The sequence below is a fragment of the Actinoplanes sp. TBRC 11911 genome (assembly GCF_012933445.1).
In the GTDB taxonomy this organism is placed as follows: Bacteria; Actinomycetota; Actinomycetes; order Mycobacteriales; family Micromonosporaceae; genus Actinoplanes.
Genome location: NZ_JABBNC010000018.1, coordinates 147530 through 168824, shown reverse-complemented (window position 1 = coordinate 168824; position 21295 = coordinate 147530). Strand labels below are relative to the sequence as shown.

Annotated in this window: 17 protein-coding genes; 3 read left to right on the top strand and 14 right to left on the bottom strand. The window is 71.1% G+C overall.

Features of this window, described 5'->3' with window-relative positions; genetic code table 11:
- Positions 1-156: 156 nt before the first annotated feature.
- A complete protein-coding gene (locus HH310_RS24055) occupies positions 157-897 on the bottom strand; it encodes an HAD family hydrolase (RefSeq protein ID WP_169177879.1) in 741 nt (246 codons plus the stop codon).
- 1 nt (position 898) lies between these two features.
- Positions 899-1654 carry an ROK family protein gene (locus HH310_RS24050; protein WP_169177878.1) on the bottom strand — a complete coding sequence of 252 codons (756 nt, stop codon included), beginning with the start codon at positions 1652-1654 and terminating at the stop codon, positions 899-901.
- A 63-nt stretch (positions 1655-1717) separates the two neighbouring features.
- Between HH310_RS24050 and HH310_RS24045 the strand changes: the two genes are divergently transcribed.
- A complete protein-coding gene (locus HH310_RS24045; protein WP_169177877.1) occupies positions 1718-2515 on the top strand; it encodes an RNA methyltransferase in 798 nt (265 codons plus the stop codon).
- 6 nt (positions 2516-2521) lie between these two features.
- Here HH310_RS24045 and HH310_RS24040 read toward each other — a convergent pair whose 3' ends face one another.
- The 12 genes from HH310_RS24040 to HH310_RS23985 all read right to left on the bottom strand — a co-directional run bounded on the left by HH310_RS24040 (position 2522) and on the right by HH310_RS23985 (position 18330).
- A complete protein-coding gene (locus tag HH310_RS24040; RefSeq protein WP_169177876.1) occupies positions 2522-3805 on the bottom strand; it encodes a hemolysin family protein in 1284 nt (427 codons plus the stop codon).
- Between the two features lie 68 nt (positions 3806-3873).
- Positions 3874-4824 (bottom strand): DNA-3-methyladenine glycosylase 2 family protein, encoded by a 951-nt coding sequence (locus HH310_RS24035; protein WP_169177875.1) that lies wholly within the window; start codon positions 4822-4824, stop codon positions 3874-3876.
- Positions 4825-5045: 221 nt separating this feature from the next.
- Positions 5046-6200 (bottom strand): Pecanex-like protein 1, encoded by a 1155-nt coding sequence (locus tag HH310_RS24030; protein ID WP_169177874.1) that lies wholly within the window; start codon positions 6198-6200, stop codon positions 5046-5048.
- Positions 6201-6242: 42 nt separating this feature from the next.
- Positions 6243-7037 (bottom strand): DUF4142 domain-containing protein, encoded by a 795-nt coding sequence (locus tag HH310_RS24025; protein WP_248294342.1) that lies wholly within the window; start codon positions 7035-7037, stop codon positions 6243-6245.
- 57 nt (positions 7038-7094) lie between these two features.
- Positions 7095-7748, bottom strand: a complete 654-nt coding sequence (locus tag HH310_RS24020) for a hypothetical protein (RefSeq protein ID WP_211192526.1) — start codon at positions 7746-7748, stop codon at positions 7095-7097.
- 193 nt (positions 7749-7941) lie between these two features.
- Positions 7942-8736 carry an anti-sigma factor gene (locus tag HH310_RS24015; RefSeq protein WP_169177872.1) on the bottom strand — a complete coding sequence of 265 codons (795 nt, stop codon included), beginning with the start codon at positions 8734-8736 and terminating at the stop codon, positions 7942-7944.
- The gene (locus tag HH310_RS24010; RefSeq protein ID WP_169177871.1) at positions 8733-9413 is read right to left on the bottom strand and encodes a sigma-70 family RNA polymerase sigma factor; all 681 of its coding nucleotides are present in this window, start codon (positions 9411-9413) and stop codon (positions 8733-8735) included. The genes HH310_RS24015 and HH310_RS24010 overlap by 4 nt, the downstream gene beginning before the upstream one ends.
- 595 nt (positions 9414-10008) lie before the next feature.
- Positions 10009-10980, bottom strand: a complete 972-nt coding sequence (locus HH310_RS24005; RefSeq protein ID WP_312034284.1) for a hypothetical protein — start codon at positions 10978-10980, stop codon at positions 10009-10011.
- A complete protein-coding gene (locus tag HH310_RS24000) occupies positions 10977-13466 on the bottom strand; it encodes an AAA family ATPase (RefSeq protein ID WP_169177870.1) in 2490 nt (829 codons plus the stop codon). The genes HH310_RS24005 and HH310_RS24000 overlap by 4 nt, the downstream gene beginning before the upstream one ends.
- Before the next feature lie 10 nt (positions 13467-13476).
- The gene (locus HH310_RS23995) at positions 13477-14625 is read right to left on the bottom strand and encodes an exonuclease SbcCD subunit D (protein ID WP_169177869.1); all 1149 of its coding nucleotides are present in this window, start codon (positions 14623-14625) and stop codon (positions 13477-13479) included.
- Between the two features lie 10 nt (positions 14626-14635).
- The gene (locus HH310_RS23990) at positions 14636-16372 is read right to left on the bottom strand and encodes an ATP-binding protein (RefSeq protein ID WP_169177868.1); all 1737 of its coding nucleotides are present in this window, start codon (positions 16370-16372) and stop codon (positions 14636-14638) included.
- A 1178-nt stretch (positions 16373-17550) separates the two neighbouring features.
- Complete coding sequence (locus HH310_RS23985; RefSeq protein ID WP_169177867.1) at positions 17551-18330, bottom strand: pyrimidine reductase family protein; 780 nt, start codon at positions 18328-18330, stop codon at positions 17551-17553.
- An 843-nt stretch (positions 18331-19173) separates the two neighbouring features.
- Here HH310_RS23985 and HH310_RS23980 point away from each other — a divergent pair.
- Positions 19174-19863, top strand: a complete 690-nt coding sequence (locus tag HH310_RS23980; protein ID WP_169177866.1) for an amino acid-binding protein — start codon at positions 19174-19176, stop codon at positions 19861-19863.
- A gap of 107 nt (positions 19864-19970) precedes the next feature.
- The gene (locus tag HH310_RS23975) at positions 19971-21011 is read left to right on the top strand and encodes a GNAT family N-acetyltransferase (RefSeq protein ID WP_169177865.1); all 1041 of its coding nucleotides are present in this window, start codon (positions 19971-19973) and stop codon (positions 21009-21011) included.
- Positions 21012-21295 lie beyond the last annotated feature (284 nt).

Here is a 21295-nt window from a genome sequence, read left to right as displayed (position 1 = left end):
CGTAGGAAAGTCCACCCGACCAACCGTGAGCCAGCCGCGGGCGGAAAGAAAACCGGCTGGGGTGGCAGGACGGCCGGAACACGGCGGACGGCCTGGAGCAGGCAGAGAGCCGGACCCGCTGGGCGGGGACCAGACGCTGCCTCGTACGGGGGAAGGCTATGTGGTTGTGGAAAGGAGGTCCCGCAGGTCGAAGCCGTTTGCGATCTCGGCGTCCGGCTTCAGGTCCGGGGCGTCGGGCTCGCGGTCGGTGCGGGGAGAGCGCATCAGGATCGCCCGGGCCACGTCTGCTCGGCGGGCGCAGGCGATGTCGCGGCGGGGCGTGTCGCCGACGAACCAGCACGCCTGCGGGGGCACGCCCAGCTCGTCGGTCGCGTTCCAGATCATCTGGGGGTTCGGCTTTCGGACGCCTGCCTCGTTGCTGTAGATCTGGGCCTTGAAGAACGTGCCCGCCCCTACCTGGGCCAGGAAGTCCCGATGCGCCGCCCCGGACAGCGTATTGCTCACCACCGCCATCGGGATCTCGCGCTCCCTTGCCGCCTCCAGCGCCTCAAAAATGCCTGGCCGCACCGCCCAATTGTGCCGCCACGCCCAGTCGTAGCTCAGGCGGCGGACCGCTCCCCGGACCGGGACCTGCGCCGCCGGCGGCCAGCCCGGGAGGATGAAACGCTCCCATACCTCGGCCTGGGTCAGCTCGTCCGGCCAGTCCTCGTCGCGCCAGCGCGCGTACGCCGCCGCTCCCCTCGTCAGCGAGCGCTGGATCTCGCCGGGCAGCAGGGCGCCCTTCGTGAGGTTGTAGATGCGCAGGACCAGTTCCGGTGGGGCCGAGCGCTCCTGGTGCGGGGCGTCGGCCAGGACACCCCCGAAGTCGAGCAGCAGGGCGGCTGGGCTCGGCGGCATGTCAGCGGGCGGTGTCCAAGGCCCAGGCGCGTACGCCTCCGACGATGCCGGCGGTGTTCGGAACGACCACGACGTCGTCGCCCATTCGCGCCAGCTGGGTGGGGGTGACCAGGCGGGAGTTGCCGCCGCCCAGGTAGAGGCGGTCCCAGAGGAACACCGGACGCAGGCCCTCAACCACGTTGCGGACCCGGCGGGACCAGAGGGCGTCGCCGAGGCGGCGGCGTTCGTGCTCGCCGATGTACGTGTCGTAGGACATGCCCCACCGCACCGGCGCCTGCGACATCTCCAGGTGCGGCGCGAGGCGGCCGCCGTCGAACAGCGCGCAGCCCAGGCCGGTGCCGAGGGTCAGGACGAGTTCGCAGCCGGTGCCCGCGACCACCCCGGCGCCGTGCACCTCGGCGTCGTTGAGCACCAGGGTGGGCAGGCCGAACGCGTCCTCCAGGGCGGTGCGGGCGTCGAAGCCGTGCCAGGCGTCGACCAGTTCCGGGTCGACGCGGGTGCGCGGGCCGCTGCGGGTCACGTAGTGCGGGGTCGCCACCACCACGCCGTGCCGCAGCATGCCGGGCATCCCGACGGTGACCTGGTCGGCGCTCGGTAAACGCTCGCCGAGCTGCACCAGCGTCTTTACGAACAGGTCGGGCGGCAGGGGGTACGGCGTGGGGACGCGCAATGGCTGGGCACGCATCGTGCCCGACTCGTCGAGCACCGAGCCCTTGATGCCGCCGCCGCCACAGTCGATCGTCAGGGTGAAAGCCACGCCGCCAGTGTGCATGGAGGTCACCTCCTCGCACAGCAATTGTGACCCGGTATCGTCGCTGCGGTGTCCAGGGCTTTGCGGGTGAGTACGCGGAACGCCAATTTTCAGCAGTGGCAGGCCCTTCTGACCAACCGCACCAAGAGGCACCGCGCGGGAGAGTTTCTGGTTCAAGGGGTACGCCCGATCAGCCTCGCGGTCGAGTACGGCTGGGAGATCCGCGACCTGATATACCCGGATCGTCGCGCTTTATCGGGATGGGCCCGGGATGTCCTGGCGCGGACCGGCGCGCGGGCCGTGGCGATGTCGCCGGAGCTGGTGGCCGAGCTGGCCGATAAAGAGGACGCCGAGCTGATCGCCGTGGTGGGGATGGCACCGTCGGCCCCGATCATGGCGGATCGGCATCTGCTCGTGGTGGTGTTCGATCGGCCGGGGACGCCGGGAAACGTCGGGACGCTGGTGCGGTCGGCGGACGCGTTCGGGGCGTCGGCGGTGATCATCACGGGGCATGCGGCCGATCCGTACGACCCGAAGGCGGTGCGGGCGTCGACCGGCTCTTTGTTCGCTTTGCCGGTTTTGACGGCCGACAGCGTTGAGGGCGCTTTGTCGCTTTTGCCACGTGGTGTGCAGATTGTGGCAACCGATGAGCACGGCCGGGTGGATGTGGACGAGCACGATATGACCGGGCCTACGGCGATTCTGGTGGGGAACGAGACGGTGGGGCTCAGTGCCGCGTGGCGCGACGCCGCCCATGTCACGGTGCGCATTCCGATCACCGGGGCCGCCAGCTCGTTGAATGCTGCCGCGGCGGGCACTGTCGTGCTGTATGAGGCGGTGCGGCAGCGGGCACGACCAACGCGCTGAGAGTTGTTACGCCGGTGACTCGGCCATCGGGCGGACCCGGATGCGGGTGATGGCCCGGCCGGTCACCTCGACCACCTCGGCGGTGAACTCCGGCAGCGTGACCACCTCCCCCGGAGCCGTCGGGATGTGCCCCAGCGCGGCCAGCACCATCCCCGCCACTGTCGTGTAGTCGCCCTCCTCGTGGGCGTCCGACTCGTCGTGCAGGCCGATGTCCGGCAGGTCGTGGATGGGGAAGGAGCCGGGCAGCAGCAGCGCGCCGTCCGGCTCCTTGATCACGGCCGCCACGTCGCGGTCCGTCTCGTCGTAGATCTCCCCGACGATCTCCTCGACCAGGTCCTCCATCGTGATGATCCCGTCGATGGCCCCGCGTTCGTCGACCACCATCGCCAGCTGCTGTCGCTCGCCGCGGAGCTCCTTGAGCGCGTCCGACACCCGCAGCGTCTCCGGCAGGAACAACCCGGGACGCGCGAGCGAGTCCACCGTGCCGTCGGCGTCGACCAGGTCGCGCAGGTGGACCATGCCGATCACGTCGTCCAGGCCGGCCGGGCCGACCACCGGCGCGCGCGAATGCCCGGCGTCGATGAGCAGCCGCAGCGCCTCCTTCGCCGGCGTCCCGGTGGCCAGCGTCAGCACGTCGCGCCGGGGCACCAGGATCTCCCGCAGGATCCGGTCGGCGATCTCGAAGGCGCCGCTGATGATGGTGCGCTGCTCGGCCGAGAAGTCCTGCTGCGCGGCCACCATGTCGCGGATCTCCTCGGTGGTCACCTCCTCGCGCTGCGCCGCCGGGTCGCCGCCGGCCAGCCGCACCAGCAGGTTGGTGGCGGCGCCGAGCAGCCACACCGCGGGCCGGGAGAACTTCGACAACCAGTCCAGCGGGCGGGCGACCAGCAGCGCCCATCCCTCCGGGCGCTGCATCGCTATCCGTTTCGGAGCGAGCTCGCCGATCACCAGCGTGACGAACGTCAGCAGCACCGTGACGATCACGATCGCGGCCGGCTCGGCCGCCGAACCGAGGAAGCTCAACGGCTGCACCAGCGGCTCGGACAGCGATACCGCGGCGGCCGCCGAGGCCAGGAACCCGGCCAGCGTGATACCGATCTGGATGGTCGCCAGAAACCGGTTCGGGTCGCGGCTCAGCCGGGCCAGCACCCGTCCGGCGCCGGATTCTCGTTCCAGCCGCTGCACCTGGCTTTCGCGCAGCGACACGAGTGCCATCTCGCTGCCCGAGAACGCGGCGTTGACCAGCACCAGCACGAGCACCAGGACGATTTCTCCGCCTGTGCCACCCATCTCAACGCCCCCGGGACAAATCAATCATTGAGGGAAACAACCTACCGTCAACCTGGTGTCCCGGCCGTTCAGAACCGCGCGAACGAACGGAGTGGCATGCGCGGTCCGAACCTCGGCGCGCCGAACCCGCCGAGCGCGAGCAGCACACATACCCGGCCGCGATGGCCGCGAAACGGCTCCAGCAACTCGAGCATCCGCTCGTCGGTGCCGCGGGGCTCACCGGCCAGCCCCCAGCTCACCGTGTTCGGAATGTGCAGGTCGCCGACGCTCACCGCGTCCGGGTCGCCGAAGACCAGGCGGACCACCTCGGCCGCCGTCCACGGTCCGACGCCGGGGATCGTGAGCAGGCGCCGGGTCAGCTCGGCCGTGTCGGGGCTCTGCTCGAGCCTGGCGGCGGCCAGGGCCACCCGCTGCAGGGTCTGGGTGCGGCGTTGCTCCACGCCGAAGGGATGGAACACCCAGTACGGCGTCGCGGCGACGACGGCCGGGTCGGGCGGCAGCAGCAGCTCGGCCGGGCCGGGGGCCGGCTCACCGAAGTGCTTGACGATTTTCCGGTACGCCCGATGGGCTTCCTTGCCGGCGACCTTCTGCTCCAGGACGGTCTGCAGGGCGCTGCGGAAGAACAGGCCGGTGGCGGGCATGCGGACGCCGGCGAACGTGCGCCCGAGCCGGTGCACCAGCCGGTTCGGGGCGGCGAGGTCGAGGAAGCCGGTGACGTCGTCGCGCAGGCCGGCGAACGCGTCCGCCCGCTCGGCCAGCCACCCCTCGCCCGGACCGTAGGTGGTTGCGACCAGATCGCCGGCCACGCGCGCCAGGTGCAGGGTGGCCGGGCCCTCAGGCGTACGGGAAGCAAGCCAGAAGTCGCTGCCCTGCAATGACCCGCTCGGGTCGTACGAGGGAACCAGAAGCGGGCCGACGGATGCGCCGAAGTGGTACCGCTCCGGCGGGGTCAACCGGCGTTCTGTCACCCGCAAAGGGTGCCATCCCGCCGCCGGATTGCCCACCCTGGCCGCGGGCATGCCGATGGCCCTGACCGCGCTCCCGGCCAGGGCCATCGGTTCTGCGGGGCGACCGGACAACCCGAGTGGTCCGGTTCGCCTGGAGCAGCCGCGTCGTCCATCAGGGGGAAGGGCGACCACCGCTGGTAGCCGGCGGGGGGTCCCGAGGCGGGGCGAGTCCGTGTCGGCGTCCTCGCCCCGCGGTCCGGGTCCGGCTGCGGTGCTGCTCGGCTACTCCACGATCAGTTGCGGACCGTGACGCGGACCGCGTCGAAGGCCGGCGTCTGGTTCGCGCGCTCCATCATCGGGATACGGTGCGAACCGTCACCCGCCCACGAGGCGCACTGCGCGGTACCCGCGGTCGGCATGCCCGGCACCGAGATGACCACCGAGTCCGGGGTCTTGCCACCCTTGCTGTCCTCGGTCGCCACGAAGAACGCGGGAACCGGGGCCGGGTCCGGCGCCTCGTTGGTGTTGGCCAGCATGCGGCACGCGGTGTGGAAGTGGCCGTGGACGATGCCGTCCGCGGTCAGCACCGAGCTCTCCACGTAGTAGCCGCCCTTGCCGGCCGCGAGGAACCGGTCGCGCAGCAGGTTGCGGGTGCTGACGGTCAGCTCGAACGCGGTGTTCACCTTGACCGAGCGCGGCGCCTTGGTGATCAGCAGCGACGGGTTGTTCGCCGCGACGCCGACCTCACCGAACTCGGTGGAGACGCAGCGGTTGCCGACCTGGAAGCCGTCGTGCGGCGGCAGCTGGCTGGTGTCGCAGCTGTTGGTGAGGATGTCGAGGCCGTTGCCCGGAGGGGGCGTGGTCGACGTGTCGGACGGCGCCGGCGTGGGGTCCTCGGTGTTGCCGGTGCCTTCGGTCGGGTCGGCGCTCTGGCCTCCGTTGTCGTCACCGGCGGACTGGCTCGGGTCGGCACTGGCCGACTCGGACGGGTCGGTGCCCTCGGTCGGGTCGGTGCCCTCGGTCGGGTCGGTGCTCGCCGACGTCGTCGGGTCGCTGACCGGGGTCGCCGTGGTCTTGGTGGGCCGGCCCTGGCCGCCACCGCCCCCGCCGTTGTTGCCGACGTGGTGCATGACCCAGTCGCGGCAGCGGTCGCGCAGCTGAGTCGCGCTCACCGTCTCACCGGCGCCGTCGTCGGCGTGCTGGGTGACGCCGTTCTCCTGCCAGGTGCCCTTCTTGGTCTTGGTGGAGAGCTTCGGCGGCGGCGGCGTGCTGATGTTGTCGCACGCGGACAGCGCCTTCTTCTGGTTGCGGGTGGTCGACGCGTTGGAGACCTGGGTGACGGTCACGATGCCGGCGAAGACCACCAGCGTGCCTGCCACCGCGACGATCCGGCGTTTACCGCTGAACCATCCCGTGTTTCTCGATGCGCGCCGGTACTTCCTTCGCATGGGGTGAACCTTTCTGTGATGCGACCGAGGCGTGGCTGGGGGCTACCGCGCCCGGAAGATACGCATGGTCGTGATGACGCCGGCCACGAGCGCGGCGGCTAGAACTACGAGGATCACTGTGTTGTTGAGCCCGGGGATTCCGTTGCTGCTGGCACTGGCCGCGCGGACCATCTGCCCGTCCACCGGCACCGGACCGGCGTTGGCCGGCTTCGGCGGCGGAGCTGTCGGAAGAGAGCCGTAGTCGACGATTCCGCTGCTCTCCAGCAGGGTCATGTGGGTCATGACGAACTGGTTGGTCTGCTGGGCGAGCTGGCGGACCGAGTCGTTGCGGGTGGTGGCACGGATCGTCGCGATCGCCGGGAAGATCGTGCCGTGTGCGGCCCGGAGCCGGTCGATGTAGACCTGATCGAAGGCCTCCGGAGTCGGCGCGGTGCGCATCTCGCTCAGCCAGTACAGCTGGTCGGTGTTCGGCTTGTTGGGCAGCTCGATGCCGAGCTTCTTGGCCACGTCGCGGTCGAGCTTGTCGAGGATGACGTGCTGGGCCGCGATCGACTTGGCGATGTTGACGACGCGCGGGTCGTCCGACCTCTCGATGGCCTGGTTGCTGCCGTCGATCTCCCAGAGGCCGGCGAGCCGTACGCGGATGACGAAGTCGCGGTCCGCGGCGGTGACCGAGCCGGCGCCCGAGTCCTTGAAGGTCGTCGCGGGCACCGGCACACCCGGCTCGGCGTCGTCGGCTCGTGCCGGTCCGACCGGGACCAACAGGAATGCCACGAGCATTGCCGTCGTGCCCATCAGCCAGCGCGAGCCTCGGCGCAGGATGCGAGCGGGAACCATTTCTTTTCTACCTCCGGAACCGCGTTTTCTTTAGCGAATTCTTAAATTGCGCTTAAGTCAGTAGCTGTAATCGGTTCCAGCGTCCGCGGAATCGTCCTTGGGCGGAGCCACCGGCTTCGAGATGGCGGGCAGGCAGGTGAGGTTCTTCGCGCCGTCCGGCTTGATCACGAACCATTTGCCGCCGACGTTCTGGCCCTTCCAGTCGCCGGGCTTCTTGTCGCCGATGTACGTGTAGACCGGCCAGTTGTTGACGGTGAGCTGCTTGGTGCCGTCGGCGCGGGCGACCGTGCCGACCAGCTTCGGGTCGACGCCCTTGAGGGTCGGCTTGCCGTCGTTGGTCAGCGCCGGCGGCCACACCTTCGCGCAGTCGTCCACGCAGGTGGACTTGGCGGGCTTGTTCTTGTCGGCGTCGAAGCGGTAGAGGACGTAGCCGTCCTCGTTCTCGATGACCTGGCCCATCTTCTTCACCGACGTGCCGGTCAGCTTGTCCGTGGTCTTGTCCGCCGGTAGGGCGGCGGCGTCGTCGGAGCCGGGCGGCGCGGTCGCGTCCGGATCCGCGGCCGCGACCGGGTCGCTGGTGGCCGAGGGACCGGCCGTGCCGACGACCGTGTCGGCCGCGGGCTCGGCCGCGTTTCCGTAATCGGCGCCCCCGGCCGGGGCGCAGCCGGCGAGTGTGAGTGCCGCGGCGATCGCGCCACCGACGACGACCATCTTTCGCTTATGCGGTACCACTGGCCCTCCAGCAGAATCGGCTCTTGGCGTTTCCGGGCAGTAGTACGGGGAAGATGGCGGATCGGTTGAACTACTATTCCAAGTTTTTTGCCCGAACCCTCTGACCACGGCTTTCTTCTAAGGACCCAAAAAAAGCCCGGCCATCGGCCGGGCTTTTTGCGTGACGAATCGATTACGGAACGCGTACCAACGTTTCGCCGGAACCGTTCGCGGCGACTTCCTGAACCTGGACGTGCGCGATGTCCTCGCGCGGCGTCGCGGTGACCGCCTGCAGCAGCAGCGGCTCCGGGTTCGCGGCGGTGCCCCAGCCCTGGGTGCCGACGGTCCAGGAGGACAGCGGCTCGGTGGTGCCGTCGGTGTGCACGACCATCAGGCGGCAGACCTTCGGACCGGTGATGTTGGAGATGGCGAAGGAGATCTGGGTGCCGAAGCCCTTCTTCTCCAGGCCGACCGCGGCGGACACGCCGGTGCGCGGGTCGGTGCTCTCGTAGCGCTGGCCGGCCAGGTCGGGGCCGCCGATGGCGACGCCGCCGTCGGTCGCCGGCAGCGGGTCGAGCTGGGTGCTGCCGCGTTGCTCCGCCGGGTTCGCGTTGGCGTTGGTCGACGGCGGCTCGCCACCGCCGCCGCGGACCTGGCCGCCGACGAAGAAGGCGCCGATGGACAGGACGGCGAACACGACCACGGCCGCGGCCAGCGAATACAGCCGCCGGCTGTGGGCGCGGTGCCGGTCGTGGCGCACCTCACCCATCATCTTCTGCAGGACGATGCCCTCCTGGCGGGTCTCCTCCGCCGCGATCACCGCGCCCGCGTCGACGTCGGCCAGCAGATCGGCGACCTCCACGAACGACTCGAGCTCGTACGCGCAGCGCGGGCACTCGATCAGGTGGTCCTCGAACCGGGCGGCATCCCGGTCGTCGAGCACGCCGAGCGCGTACGACGCCACATCGAAGTGGTCCTCTTGGGTCATTCCGTCACCCCCCGCTGCTGCAACGCTGTCCGCAGCGCACGCAACGCGTAATACACCCGTGACTTAGCGGTACCGAGAGGCAGGTTCAGCTTCTCCGCCGCCTCCGGCACCGTGCGGCCCCGGAAGTACGTCTCGATCAAGATCTCCCGATGCGACTGGCTGAGCTCACGCAGCGCGTCGGAGACTGTCATCGACTGGAGAACGCGATCCGTTTCGTCCGATGTGCTGGGGAAGCTCTCCAGCTCTCGATCGTACGTCTCGGTGGGACGGGCGCTCGCGCTCCGGTGATCGTCGATCGCGATCCGCCGGGCGACGGTGACCAGCCAGGGACGCAGCGACTGCTGGCCCTGGGCGCCGAGCCGGTGCGCGTTGCGCCAGGCCCGGAGCAGGGTCTCCTGCACGATGTCCTCGGCGCGCTGCCGGTCGCCGCCGGTCAGGCGCAGCACGAACATCAGCAACGGGCCGGCATGCTCCTCGTAGAGCATCCGGACCAGGGTGTCCTCGTGACTCGCGCTGCTGCCGGTCTCCGCCGCACCATGGCGGGGGGCCTGCCGCGGGATCACCGAACCACTTTCGTCAGCACTACGGCCTCCGTCGAGAGACTGCCACCGTCCACCGGAACGCGACTGACTCATCAGGCGCATCCCGCCCGGCCGGTCAACGGCCACCGCAAGCATCGATACCTCCACCCGGAGCTTTCCCCGTCGCCCCTAGTACGGGCGGGAAGGCCGGCTGGGATTAATGCAGACGAAAGAAATTCCGCGGCGAGCGTTCTCAACGGTCCTCCGAGTGGCGTGGGGGGCCTCGCGAGGCTCGGCGCAGTTGATCTCATGGCATCAATCTGCGCCGATATGATGGGCGGGTCGCCGGAATAATACTCAGTCCCGCGGGCGCCACGAAATGCCGTGCTGAGCTGCGGAGACGCACCGGCGGTGTGACGTTACCGCTACGTAGGCACGCGCTCTCACAGCGTTCCGATCACGCGATTTGGGAGCGCTCCCGAAAGACTGCCCTAAGGCTGGGTTGGCCGTTCGGACGAGGTGCGTCCCCCATTCGGGCGGTCTCGACCCACCCACGTCCGATTGAGACCGTTCCGCGGCTTGCGCCGGATCTGCGGTGGGCGCAATCTCCGCAGTGGACCTTTCCGATCCGTCCGTTTTGCACGCCTCGGCGGCCCTTGATTCAGCGGCCCTTGGTTCAACGGCCCTTGGTTCAACGGCCCTTGGTTCAACGGCCCTTGGTTCAACGGCCCTTGGTTCAACGGCCCTTGATTCAGCGGCCCCGCACGGTGGCCAGCGTCAGCGCCCGGTGCAGGACCCGGGCGTCGCCGAGCATGCCCCGCAGGCGGCGCTCCAAGCCCGCGATCGGCACCAGGTTCTGCGGCGCCCGCGGGTCCTTGTAGGCCGACGACGCGAACCGCGGCAACGTCACCACCGAGATCTCGGCCAGCTCGATCGCCTGGTCCGGGGTCAGATCGGGCGAGCACTCCAGCCGGACGATCCCGGACCAGGGCGCTCCCGACGCGCCGGGCAGCCGCAAATACCACGACCAGCCGCCCCACACCGTGCCGAGATGGAAGACCGGCGTGCGCTGGCCCGGCTTCAGCGCCGTGACCACCGCGGTCAACGGGCCGGGCAGATACTGCTTCTGCTGGGTCTTCACGTAGCCGATCGTGCGCGGCAACTGCCGGCGGTTGCGCAACGGACCGTCCACCACCAGCAGATCCGTCCCGTCCGAGCCGCCGTCGCGGGCCGCCGCCGAAATATCGATCTCTAGGGCGGTCAGGGGCGCCTGCACGGCCGCCGGAAGCTTGCTCGCCTCCCCGGTGCCGGAGATCCGATGTATCTCGTAGCGCACCGACCCGGCCTGCACGTCACCGGCCGACGGGCTGGCCGTGAACAGGCCGCGGGCGACCCGGGCACCCACCAGCGACGCGGCGCCCTTGCCCAGGTCGCAGCGGACCACTCCGGCGGCATAGGACGCGGCCAGGCCCGCGTACGAGGTGCCGTCCTCCTCCGACGTCCACAGCCCGGCGTCGTTGCGGCGCACGCCGTCGACCAGGAAGACCACCGAGGGCGCCCGCACCGACGGCGACACGTCGATCGGCGCCCACTCGGCCGCGGGGACCTCCACGTCGGTGTCGACCTGGGCGCTGCTCGGCGATGCCGGGCCGTCCGCCTCGGACGCTCCCTCGAACGACGAACCGTAGGAGGGGTCCCACGCGTCCACGAACATCCTGGTCACAGACCAACCCTTTCCACGTACGCCGTACGCGCGTCCTTGTGCACCTCGAACCGCACCGGAACGCGCTCGGCCAGCGCGTTCACGTGCGTGACCACCCCGACCATGCGATCGCCGCGGGCCGCCAGGTTCTCCAGCGTCGCGGCCACCACGTCCAGGGTCGCCGCGTCGAGCGTCCCGAAACCCTCGTCCAGCACAATCGACTCCAGGCTGGCCGCGGTCGTCGACATGCCCGCGAGCTGCTCGGACAGCGCCAGGGCCAGGGCCAGCGACGCCTGGAACGTCTCGCCGCCGGACAGCGTGCGGACCGCGCGGCGCAACCCGGCGTCGTGGTGGTCGATCACATAGAACTCGCCCTTGTCGTGCACCAGGTCGTACTGGCCGCCGGTCAGCTCGCGCAGGATCCGCGACGCGCCCGCGACCAGCAGGTCCAGCGCCTCCTCCAGCAGCCACCGCTCGAAGTTGTTGGCCCGCAGGTGCCCGGCCAGCGCCTTCGCCACGCGTCCCTCGCGCTGCAGGGTCATCCGCTGCTCGCTGAGCTCGCGCACCCGCTCGCGCCGGTCCTGCACGCGGGTCCAGGTCGCCTCGGCGCGTTCGGCCGCCACCGCCGCGGCCCGCACCAGGTCGGTGTCGTTCTTCGCGGCCGGCAGCTCGACCCCGGCCTCGAGAAAGATCGACCCCATTTCCCCGTACGCCCGTGCGGTGCCCTCGTGGGCCGCCACGACCGCCGCCTCGGCCTCGTCGCGGCGGGTGGACCGGGCGCGGTGCTCGCCGCGCGCCCAGCCGACCAGCGTCGTCCACGCCCCGGCCAGGTCGTCGCGGTCGGCCGGTGGCGGCGCGAACCGGGCCACCGCGTCGCGGACCTGGTCGAACGCGCGCCACGCGGTGCGCTGCTGTTCCTCGGCCACGGCCACCGCGCGCTGGGCCTTGCGTTGCGCTTCCCGGGCCGTACGCACGTGCGTCGCGGCCTGGTCGAGCCGGCGCTGCAGCGAGGTCAGCTCGGCGAGCTGCTGTTTGATCGCGTCGACGCCGGGCGCGTCGGCGAGCACCGCGCGCACCTCGGCGAGCCGGGTCAGGTGGTGTTCGTGCTGGGCGCGCTTACGTTCCAGGTTGCCCTCGAGCTTGCGGGCCACCGCGTCGCGCTGCTTCCACGCGGTTTCGGCGGCCTCGGCGGCGGCGCGGGCCTTCTTGCCGGCGTCCTCGGCGGCGCGCACCGCGGAACCCGCCGGCATCTCCGGGACCGTGCCGACGAGCTGCTCGCAGACCGGGCACGCCTCGCCCGCCACCAGATGCGCCCGCAACGCCGCGGCGCGATCCTGGCGCTGCGCGTCGGTGTAGTGCAGCCGTGCCTGTTCGAGCAGCTCGGTGGCGCCCAGGTGGGCGTTGTGCGCGAGCTCGGCGGCGGCGATCGCGTCCTTCGCCTCGACGTCGGCCACCGACACCTCACCGGCGAACCACTCCTCCTGCCCGGTGAGCCTGTCCAGCTCGGCGTGCCGGTCGAGCATCAGCGTCAGCGATCCGGCGTCGCCGGCCGCGGCCAGCTCGCCGCGCACCTTCTCCTCAGTTTCCTCGGCCGTGCGGACCTCGTCCGCGGCCTCGTCGGCGCTCGCCCTGGCCGCCGCCGTCGCGCCGGCGGTCGCCTCGATCCCGTCCGGCGTACGCACGTCCGCCAGCGCTTTCAACTCGGCGTCCAGCGCGTCGCGGGCCGCGGCGGCGCTCGCCTCGGCCTCGCGGGCGGCGCGCAACCCGGGCACCGCCCGTTCCACCTCGGCGACCAGCTCGCGCATCCTCGCGAGATGCCTCTCCGCCGTCTCGACCGCCTCGTCGGTGGCGTCGGCCAGGCCCTCGAGCTGCTGGTCGACCACGCCGAGCTTGGCCTCCGCGGTGCTCGCGCGCGTGGTGGCCCGGGTCTGCACCTCCTCGTAGACGTGCAGGCCCAGCAGGTTGACCAGGATCTGCTGGCGGGTGGCCGGCTTGGCGTGCAGGAAGTCGGCGAACTGGCCCTGCGGCAGCACCACGCAGCTGGTGAACTGCTCGTACGGCAGGCCGACCGCGTGCAGCACCGCCTCGTCCATCTCGGCCGGGGTGCCGGCCAGCACCTCACCGAGGTCCTCGAGGTCCATGCCGGTGTCCAGCTTTGTCACGTCGAAGCCGGCCGGCATGAGCTGCAGCCCGGCCCCGGCGGTCTTGACGTTGCCGCGGCCGTCGCGCCGGACCACCCGGGTGGCGACGTACCGGTCGCCGGCCGACTCGAAGACCAGCCGCACCCGGGCCTCGGCCGCGGACGGGGCGAGCGCGTTCGCGATACCGCGGGCGCCGCCCCAGCGCGGGACCGTCCCGTAGAGCGCGAAGGTGATCCCGTCGAGCACCGTCGACTTGCCCGAGCCGGTGGGCCCGACCAGCGCGAAGTAGTCGGCGTCGCTGAAGTCCACGGTGGTCTCCTCGCGGAACACCGTGAACCCGCTCATGTCCAGCCGTAGTGGCCTCACCGGGTGCTCCTCATTTTGTGCTGCTCACCTCGTCGTACAGCTCGTCGAAAAGCTCGCGGACGCCGTCCTCGGCGGTGCCGCGGCTGTCCAGATAGTCGCCGAAGAGCTCGCGCGGCGACCGGCCCTGCCGCTGGGCGATGCGCGCCGACTTGTCCGGGATCATGTCCGGGTCGATGCGCACCTCGAGCGCGTTGGGCAGCAGCTCCTGCACGTCCTCGCGCAGGCCGACCCGGGGTGTCTCGCGCACGAAGACGCGCAGCCACGCGTCCGGCAGGTTGACCGTGGCCAGCTGGTCGAGCGTGCCGCGCACGGTGCGCAGGGCGAGCGCCCCGGTGATCGGGACGTCGCGGACCCGGGCCGCCTTGTCCACGCTGACGTCGACGATCGCGACCGAGCTGACGTTCTCCTCCTCGCCGAAGTCGATCGCCAGCGGGCTGCCGCAATAACGCGCCGGGCAGGGCGCGATCACCTGCTGGGCGCGGTGCAGGTGACCGAGGGCCACGTAGTGCGCGTTCGGCGGGAAGACGGTGGCCGTAACCGCGTACCCCATCACGGTGTGCGCCTCGCGCTCGCCGCCGCCCGCGCTCGCCCCGACGATCGTGAGGTGCGCGGTCAGCAGGTTGACCACCCCCGGATCGGCGAACCGCTCACTGAGCCGGGCGATCAACCGGGCGATGTGGTCGGCGTACGTCTGCTGGGTCTCGGCCGCGGTCAGCTCGTACATCTCGGCGGCGCGGATCGCGTACCGCTGGGAGAGGAACGGCAGGGTGACCAGCTGCCAGCGTTCGCCGCCGGCGGTCTCGCCGGAGACCAGCAGGTCGCCGGGATCGCCGCCCACCGAGCCGCGCAGGACCACCCCGGCGGCGTCGGCCCACGGCCGCAACGCGTCCAGCGCCGCGCCGTTGTCGTGGTTGCCGCCGATCGCGACCACCTGGGCCCCGGTGCGCTGCAGGGCGGACAGCGCGCGGGTGACCACCCGGGTCGCGTCCGCGGTAGGCGCCGCCGTGTCGTAGAGGTCACCGGCGACGATCACCACGTCCGGCTTCTCGGCCTTGGCGATGTCGACGACCTGGGCCAGCACGCGGATGTGCTCCTCATGCCGGCTGCGGCCCTTGAGGACCTTCCCGACGTGCCAGTCGGACGTGTGCAGAATCCGCATCGCTCAGACCTTAGAACGGGATGTCGTCGTCGGACGAACCCACCACCGCGAACGGATCGGCCCCTTGGACGATCGAGCGCAGCGTGTCGGACGGGGGCGGCCCGGACTCGGATTTCCGGGTCGCCCACGCCGGGAACGGGAACTCGACGGTGAGCGGGACCGGGATGTCCGGCTGGTTCACGAACATGGTGCCGGGCCGGGCCAGCAGCGCGCGCTGGCGCATGGCGGGCGGCAGGAAACCGTACTCCGGGCGGGCCGCCTCGGCCGGGTCGAGCCGGCCCACCACGCGGATCGCCGAGTTGGTCACGATGCGGCGTTCCACCTCGCTGGCGGTCTGCTGCGCTCCGATCAGGATCACGCCGAGCGACCGGCCGCGCTCGGCGATGTCGAGCAGCACCTCTTTGATCGGGGAGGTGCCCTCGCGCGGCGCGTACTTGTTGAGCTCGTCGAGAACCACGAACAGCAGCGGGCGGCCGGTGCCGGCCTTCTCCTTCTCCTCGAACTCGGTCTTCAGCGTCACGCCCACCACGAAACGCTGCGCGCGGTCCGGCAGGTTGTGCAGGTCGACGACGGTGACCTGGGCGGACTCTGCGGTCTTGATCTGGTGCGGGCGGCGCTGGGCGAGGTCGCCGCGGATCAGCCGGGAGAGGTCGCGCTTGCTGCCGATCAGCCGCCGGGCGAACGCGTTGACGGTGCCCATGTTCACCGCGCTGCCGGCCCAGGTGGACCTGGTCTCGTCGTCGGTGAGCTGCTCCACGATGTGGTCGACCAGATCCCCGTACGAGGAGATCCGGCGGCCGTCGATGCTGACGCCACCCTCGGCGGGCACGGCGTGCCGGTGCAGGTGCGCGGTCACCGAGTGGACGACCATCGTGTACTGCTGGCGCTCGTCGTCGGCGTCGGCGAACACGTACGGCAGGAGCCGGGTCGCGCAGAACTCCTCGAGCGTCCAGTAGAACGCGTCGATGCCGGTCAGCCGGCTGCTCACGTCGGGCGTGCCGGTCGAGTCGCCGGCCCGGGGCGGCGCGTACACCCGGACGTCGGCGAACGGGCTCGCCGGGAGTTCCAGCCCCTTGTACGCCGCGACGGTGGGCTCGTCGAGCTTCGTATTCGGGTGGTCGAGGAACAGCAGGTCCTCGCCCTTGACGTTGAAGATCAGCGCCCGCGCGTTGGTGCCGTCGGCGCCGAGCTGCCCCGACCGGAACACCGAATAGAGCAGGAACGTCGCGAAGCTGGTCTTGGTGGCGACCCCGGAGATGCCGGAGATGGACACGTGCGCGCCGCGGGTGCCGTCCAGGAAGTCCGCGTTGAGGAAGACCGGCACGCCGTCGCGCCCGGTGCCCATCGGGATGCGCCGCTCCATCCGGTCGAAGTGCAGCGCCGCGTCGCGCGCCTCGCCGGTGGCCCGGTGCACCACCGCGCCCGGGGACGGCGGCACGTACAGCTCCGGATCGACCCGGGTGGTGGTGATCTCGGCCGCTTCCTGGACCAGCGCGGGCAGCGTGCCCTCGGCGATCGCGAAGACGTCCGAATCGAACTGGGCGCCCTCGTGGCGCGCGCGGACCTGGGTGACCACCCCGGCGATCGTCACCGGTTCCCTGTCCGGCAGGTCACGCTTGGTCACCACGACGTCGTCGAGCTGCAGGTACTCCCCCGGAGTCACGGCCGTCCAGAACTGCAACGGCGTGGCATCCGCGGTGCCGAGCACTCGGCCGACGGGGGAAGTTTCGTCAGACACGCCGATCATGTTGCCTCAGGGGTACGACAGAACCCGCACCAGCCGTGGGTTGGCATGAGTTGTCCACAACTTCTTGGGGTCATCCACAGAGTTATGCACAAGATCTTGGTCACCCTGTGGAGGCGCGCCCGCGACCGACCCGTTTCCGGCCGATCGGCCAGTGGCGGAGCGGGGTGGTGTGTTGCGCTCGGTCGCGCCGTGCGGATCGGGTGGCGGGTGTGCTGTCGCCGCCTGCGGTCCGGTCGCGCCGTGCGGACGGGCACGCTTGGCAGCCATGCGGGCGGGGCGTTTGGTCACGCTCTGTGCCGCCAGTCGCGGTAGTGCGCCCGGCCTGCACCTCCCGCAATCGGCGACTCGGTGCCTCTCACTTTGACCGCATGCGACGCCGCCTTGCTCAGGAATTCAGCTTAATTTGGAGACCTTGGAGAGTTGTGGCTCGTATGTGGGCGTAACTCTCCAAGGTCTCCAAATCGGTCGCCGAACCGCCGTCTCAAAAGCTGCTGAACACGGGCAAAGTGACCGTCCTGTTCGGACGATCGTCCACCATGCGGAACTGTTCAGCTGTTTCTCGCGCCGCTCACGCTCCGATGAGTTGACCTTGCGCGGCGGACCTGCGCGGGCCGTCGCTGTGGGGAGCCGGGACCTTCCGTTCGTGGCGGCTGCCCACACGGGGGTGGGGGTGGCTGCGGTGTGGGCAACCGCAACCTTCTCGGTGTCGCGGCTGCCCACACGGGGGGTGGGGGTGGCTGCGGTGTGGGCAACCGCAACCTTCTCGGTGTCGCGGCTGCCCACACGGGGGGTGGGGGTGGCTGCGGTGTGGGCAACCGCAACCTCCTCGGCGTCGCGACTCCCCACGCCCGGGTGGGGCGGCCACTGTGGGGAGCTGGGACCTGCCCGGACCTGGCGGCGCCGCCTCGCACGGGGACTCCCGGCCGACGGAACCAGCTGAACAGTTACACCATGCAGGCGTCCACGTCCGCATGGTGAGAACGCGGTGAGCGCGGCGTGGGCGCCGACTTGCCCCGGGGCGGTCGAAGTGTGTCCAAGCAGGCGAATCGGACACCGTAAGGGGCGGCTGCCATCCTGATCGGCCGCGACCTACGCCGTGGCTGCCCAACTCGGCCGGGCGGCCAGCGGCGGAGTCGGGGATCTCCGGCGCCGCGGGAGCTCAGCTCGGGGCTACCTGGTCAGCTGACTGGGCGGGCGTAGCGCAAGAAGAGCATGTCCTGTTGGGAGAGGACGTGGCGCAGGGACATGCGGTGGGGAATGCCCGGCGCGCCGGTTGCGATGCGGCCGGGGCCGCCGCCGACCAGCAAGGGTGAGATGGTCAGGCAGAGCTCGTCGACCAGGTTCGCCGAGGCGAGATGGCCCAGCAGGCGCGGGCCACCCTCGGAGAGCAGCTGGGTGGCGCCTCGGGCGTGCAGCTCGGTCATCATCACGGTGAGATCGATCTTGTCGTCGCCGGTGACGATCACCTCGGCGATGCCGGCCAGCCGGGCGGCCGGGGCCTTGGCGTGGGTGATCACCAAGGGTGGGATGGGCGCGTCGGCGAAGACGAGCTGGCTGGGGTCGACGTCGAGGGTGTCGGAGACGATGACCATCAGCGGGAACTCGGACAGCCCGTGCTCGCGCCGCCACGCACGGGCGGGGCCGGCCAGGCGCAGGGCGTCGTAGTTCTCGGCCACCACCGTGCTGCGGCCGACGATCAGCGCGTCGCACACCATGCGCAGCGAGTCGAAGATCTCCTTGTCGCCCGGACCGTGCAGGCCGCCGGAGAGTCCGTCGACGGTGACCGCGCCGTCCAGGCTCGCGATGAAGTTCACCCGCAGCGTCGGATCCTGGTTGCGCGGATACAGATCGACCAGACCCTCGGGCGTCGAGGGCCACGCCGGGAACGCGGTCACGGTCCGGCCGGCCCGGTCACCGGCGGGGTCGGTTCGACCTTTTTGTGCTGGCAGTCGCACCACGAGCGGCCACGACAGTCTTCGTGGCGGCGCTCCTGGCAGGCCCGACAGATCACGTCCTCGACCTTAATGGACGCGCACCGGCCCCGCTGGGCATGCCGGCCAGGCCGCGGACACCATCGCGGCCAGGCTCACCGCCCAAGCGTCGACCAGGACCGCACCCGGCCCGGCCCGGCCCTGCACTGGGCCCCGCCTCGCATCCCGCCCGGCCCTACGTCCCAACATCCCGCCCGGCCCGGCCCGGCATCCCACCCGACCCAGCCCTGCACCCGGCCCCGAACCCGGCCCGGCCCGGCCCCACATCCCAACCGGCCCGGCCCGGCATCCCGCCCGGCCCGGCATCCCACCGGCCCCGCCCGCACCCGGCGCGGCCCGGCGCGGCCCGGCGCGGCCCGGCTCGACCCGGCTCGACCCGGCTCGACCCGGCATCCCACCCGGCTCGACCCGGCCCGGCATCCCCCCGGCTCGACCCGGCCCGGCATCCCACCCGGCTCGGCCCGCATCCCAACCGGCCCGGCCCTGTACCCAGCCCAGCCCGGCCATGCACCCAGCACCCAGCACCCAGCACCCAGCACCCAGCACCCAGCACCCAGCACCCAGCACCCAGCACCCAGCACCCGAGTATGGCCCCCCGGCGGATGAATCGGATTTTTCGTTGCGTCGCGTGAAATTTCGGCTGAACGGGTGAACGGCGGGGCGTCCGGATCGGTCGGCATGGGGGCAGGTTGTCCGTCGCGTGGGGTCGCGGGTGGCCCTAGGCTTGACGGCCGGGACACGGTGGCGCAACCCCCGCGTAACGCCGTATTGGCAGGCTGGACGCCTGTTGTCCCCGAGACGGGAGGATTCATGTTGCTGCGGGTTCGCGTCACTCTGCCGGACCGTCCTGGCGCCCTCGGCCAGGTCGCGCGCACGCTCGGCGTCGCGGGTGCCGACATCGTCCAGGTCGTGGTGCTGGAACGCCTCGGCGGCCGGGCGGTGGACGACTTCACCGTCGTCTGGCCGGGCGCGTCCCGCGTCGAGCGGCTGCTCGCCGGGCTCGCTGCGATCCCGGGCGTCCAGGTCGACGGGGTCTGGAAGGCGATCGGCACCCCGGTTTCGGTGGGTGGCGACGCCGAACTGCTCGCGCAGGTGGCGGCGAACCCGGCCGACGGGCTCGCGACGCTCGTCGACGCGGTTCCGGGGCTGCTCGCCGCGGACTGGTCGGCCGCCGCGGTGGTGTCCCCGGATTGGGCGGCCCGGCGCGACGCGGAACCTGTCGTGGCGTACGCGAGCTGGCGCAGTCCCAACCCGTTACGGCTGCCCGAGGTGACCCCGTTACGGGCCCGGCCGCTCGTCGGGCCGGACGGCACCCGGTACGCGATGGTGCCGTTCGGTCGCGGTGGACTGGTGCTCGTGGTGGCGCGCGCCGACGAGGACGGCCTGCCGGCAGCCGCGTTCCATGTGACCGAGGTCGATCGGATCGCGCAACTCGTCCGAGCGGCCGCGGTGATCCTGGGCGAACGGCTGGACACCATCGGCGAACCGGCCAACCTGTGACCCTCCTCATGTAAAACCGCAGTTCAAAGCAACGTTGGCTTAACAGCCGCACGGCACTATTGGAGTTTCGGTATTGATTCCGTGACTCGCCGAGAGGGGTGCCGGAGATGGCGCTGTGGCGCATCCGAGCGACCGTGGACGACCGGCCCGGCTACCTGTCCGTCCTCACCGCGAGCCTCGCGCTGAAGGCGGTCAACATTCTCGCCGTGCAGGTGCACACGACCGAGGGCGGCGCCGTCGACGACTTCCTCGTGGACGCGCCGGACTCGATGGCCGAGAACGACCTGCTGGCCGCGATCGCCAAGGGCCGCGGCCGGAACGCGTTCGTCAGCCGCGCCCAGGCGCAGGGCCTGGCCGACCAGCCAACCCTGGCGCTCGCGCTGGCCGGGCGTCTGGTCCACGACCCGGACACGCTCGGCGAGGTGCTGATCAACCTGCTCGACGCGGCCGAGGTGCGCTGGCGCCCGTCGCCCGACCGGCCCGGCTTCGAGGACGCCCGGATGCTGCTGGCCGACCCGGCCGGCGGCTCGTTCGAGGTGGTCCGGCCGCGGCCGGCCTTCACGCCGGCCGAGTTCGCCCGGGCGCAGGCGCTGGTGAAACTCGCCGGTTCGCTGCTGGCCCAGCAGGACGAGACGGCCACGCTGCTGATGCCGGACGGCGCCGAGGTGCTGGTGCGGCCGGCAACCCCGGAGGACCTCGAGGACGTACGCCGGTTGCACGAGCGGAGTTCGGCCGACACGTTGCGCCTCCGTTACCTGGGCGGGGGCCGTCCCGCCGACGCCCGGCTGGCCCGCATGCTGACCCCGGCCACCGGCCGCACGCTGGTGGCGGTCGCCGGTGACGAGGTCATCGCGATGGCGAACCTGCTGGCCGAGGGCGACCTGGGCGAGGTCGCGATCCTGGTCGAGGACAAGTGGCAGCGGCGCGGAATCGGCACGGCGATGCTGCGGCGCCTGATGACGTACGCCGAGCGCGGCCCGTTCGCGGCGCTGATCGCGCACATCGCCGTGGACAACGTGGCGATGCTGCGCAGCGTGCGGCGGCTCGGCGCGGGCCAGATCGACCGGGACGGCTCGATGCTCACCTTCACGCTGCCGATGCGGCCGCACCGCTCGGCCGACGACGAGGCTCCCGCAACTTTCAAGTAGCGGGTGGGCGGTGGCGGTGGTTCCTTCCGCGATCCACCGCCACCACAACGGCCGGCACGCGACAGGTGATAGTTTCCCTAACTCGTGATCGAAGTTGACGTGGTCGTGGAGCCCATAGCGTGACCACCGCGGCCTCCCCCGACGTCTCCGGCGTGACCACGCGCCTGCCCGGGGCGAACGTCGTGTGGATCACGCAGGCGAAGGGGTTCGCGCAGCGCCCGCGTCCGCGAGTGCTGCTGCCGATCGTGCCGGTCGTGGTGGCGCTGCCGGCGATCTACGAGCCG

Bases quoted from the DNA above. Each gene is read 5' to 3' on its own strand.
- HH310_RS23980 (WP_169177866.1), top strand. From the start codon at position 19,174: ATGTTGCTGCGGGTTCGCGTCACTCTGCCGGACCGTCCTGGCGCCCTC.
- HH310_RS24030 (WP_169177874.1), bottom strand. From the start codon at position 6,200: ATGCGAAGGAAGTACCGGCGCGCATCGAGAAACACGGGATGGTTCAGC.
- HH310_RS23995 (WP_169177869.1), bottom strand. From the start codon at position 14,625: ATGCGGATTCTGCACACGTCCGACTGGCACGTCGGGAAGGTCCTCAAG.
- HH310_RS24020 (WP_211192526.1), bottom strand. From the start codon at position 7,748: ATGGTCGTCGTCGGTGGCGCGATCGCCGCGGCACTCACACTCGCCGGC.
- HH310_RS24015 (WP_169177872.1), bottom strand. From the start codon at position 8,736: ATGACCCAAGAGGACCACTTCGATGTGGCGTCGTACGCGCTCGGCGTG.
- HH310_RS23990 (WP_169177868.1), bottom strand. From the start codon at position 16,372: ATGATCGGCGTGTCTGACGAAACTTCCCCCGTCGGCCGAGTGCTCGGC.
- HH310_RS24025 (WP_248294342.1), bottom strand. From the start codon at position 7,037: ATGGTTCCCGCTCGCATCCTGCGCCGAGGCTCGCGCTGGCTGATGGGC.
- HH310_RS24010 (WP_169177871.1), bottom strand. From the start codon at position 9,413: ATGCTTGCGGTGGCCGTTGACCGGCCGGGCGGGATGCGCCTGATGAGT.
- HH310_RS24040 (WP_169177876.1), bottom strand. From the start codon at position 3,805: ATGGGTGGCACAGGCGGAGAAATCGTCCTGGTGCTCGTGCTGGTGCTG.
- HH310_RS24055 (WP_169177879.1), bottom strand. From the start codon at position 897: ATGCCGCCGAGCCCAGCCGCCCTGCTGCTCGACTTCGGGGGTGTCCTG.
- HH310_RS23975 (WP_169177865.1), top strand. From the start codon at position 19,971: ATGGCGCTGTGGCGCATCCGAGCGACCGTGGACGACCGGCCCGGCTAC.
- HH310_RS24035 (WP_169177875.1), bottom strand. From the start codon at position 4,824: ATGCCCGCGGCCAGGGTGGGCAATCCGGCGGCGGGATGGCACCCTTTG.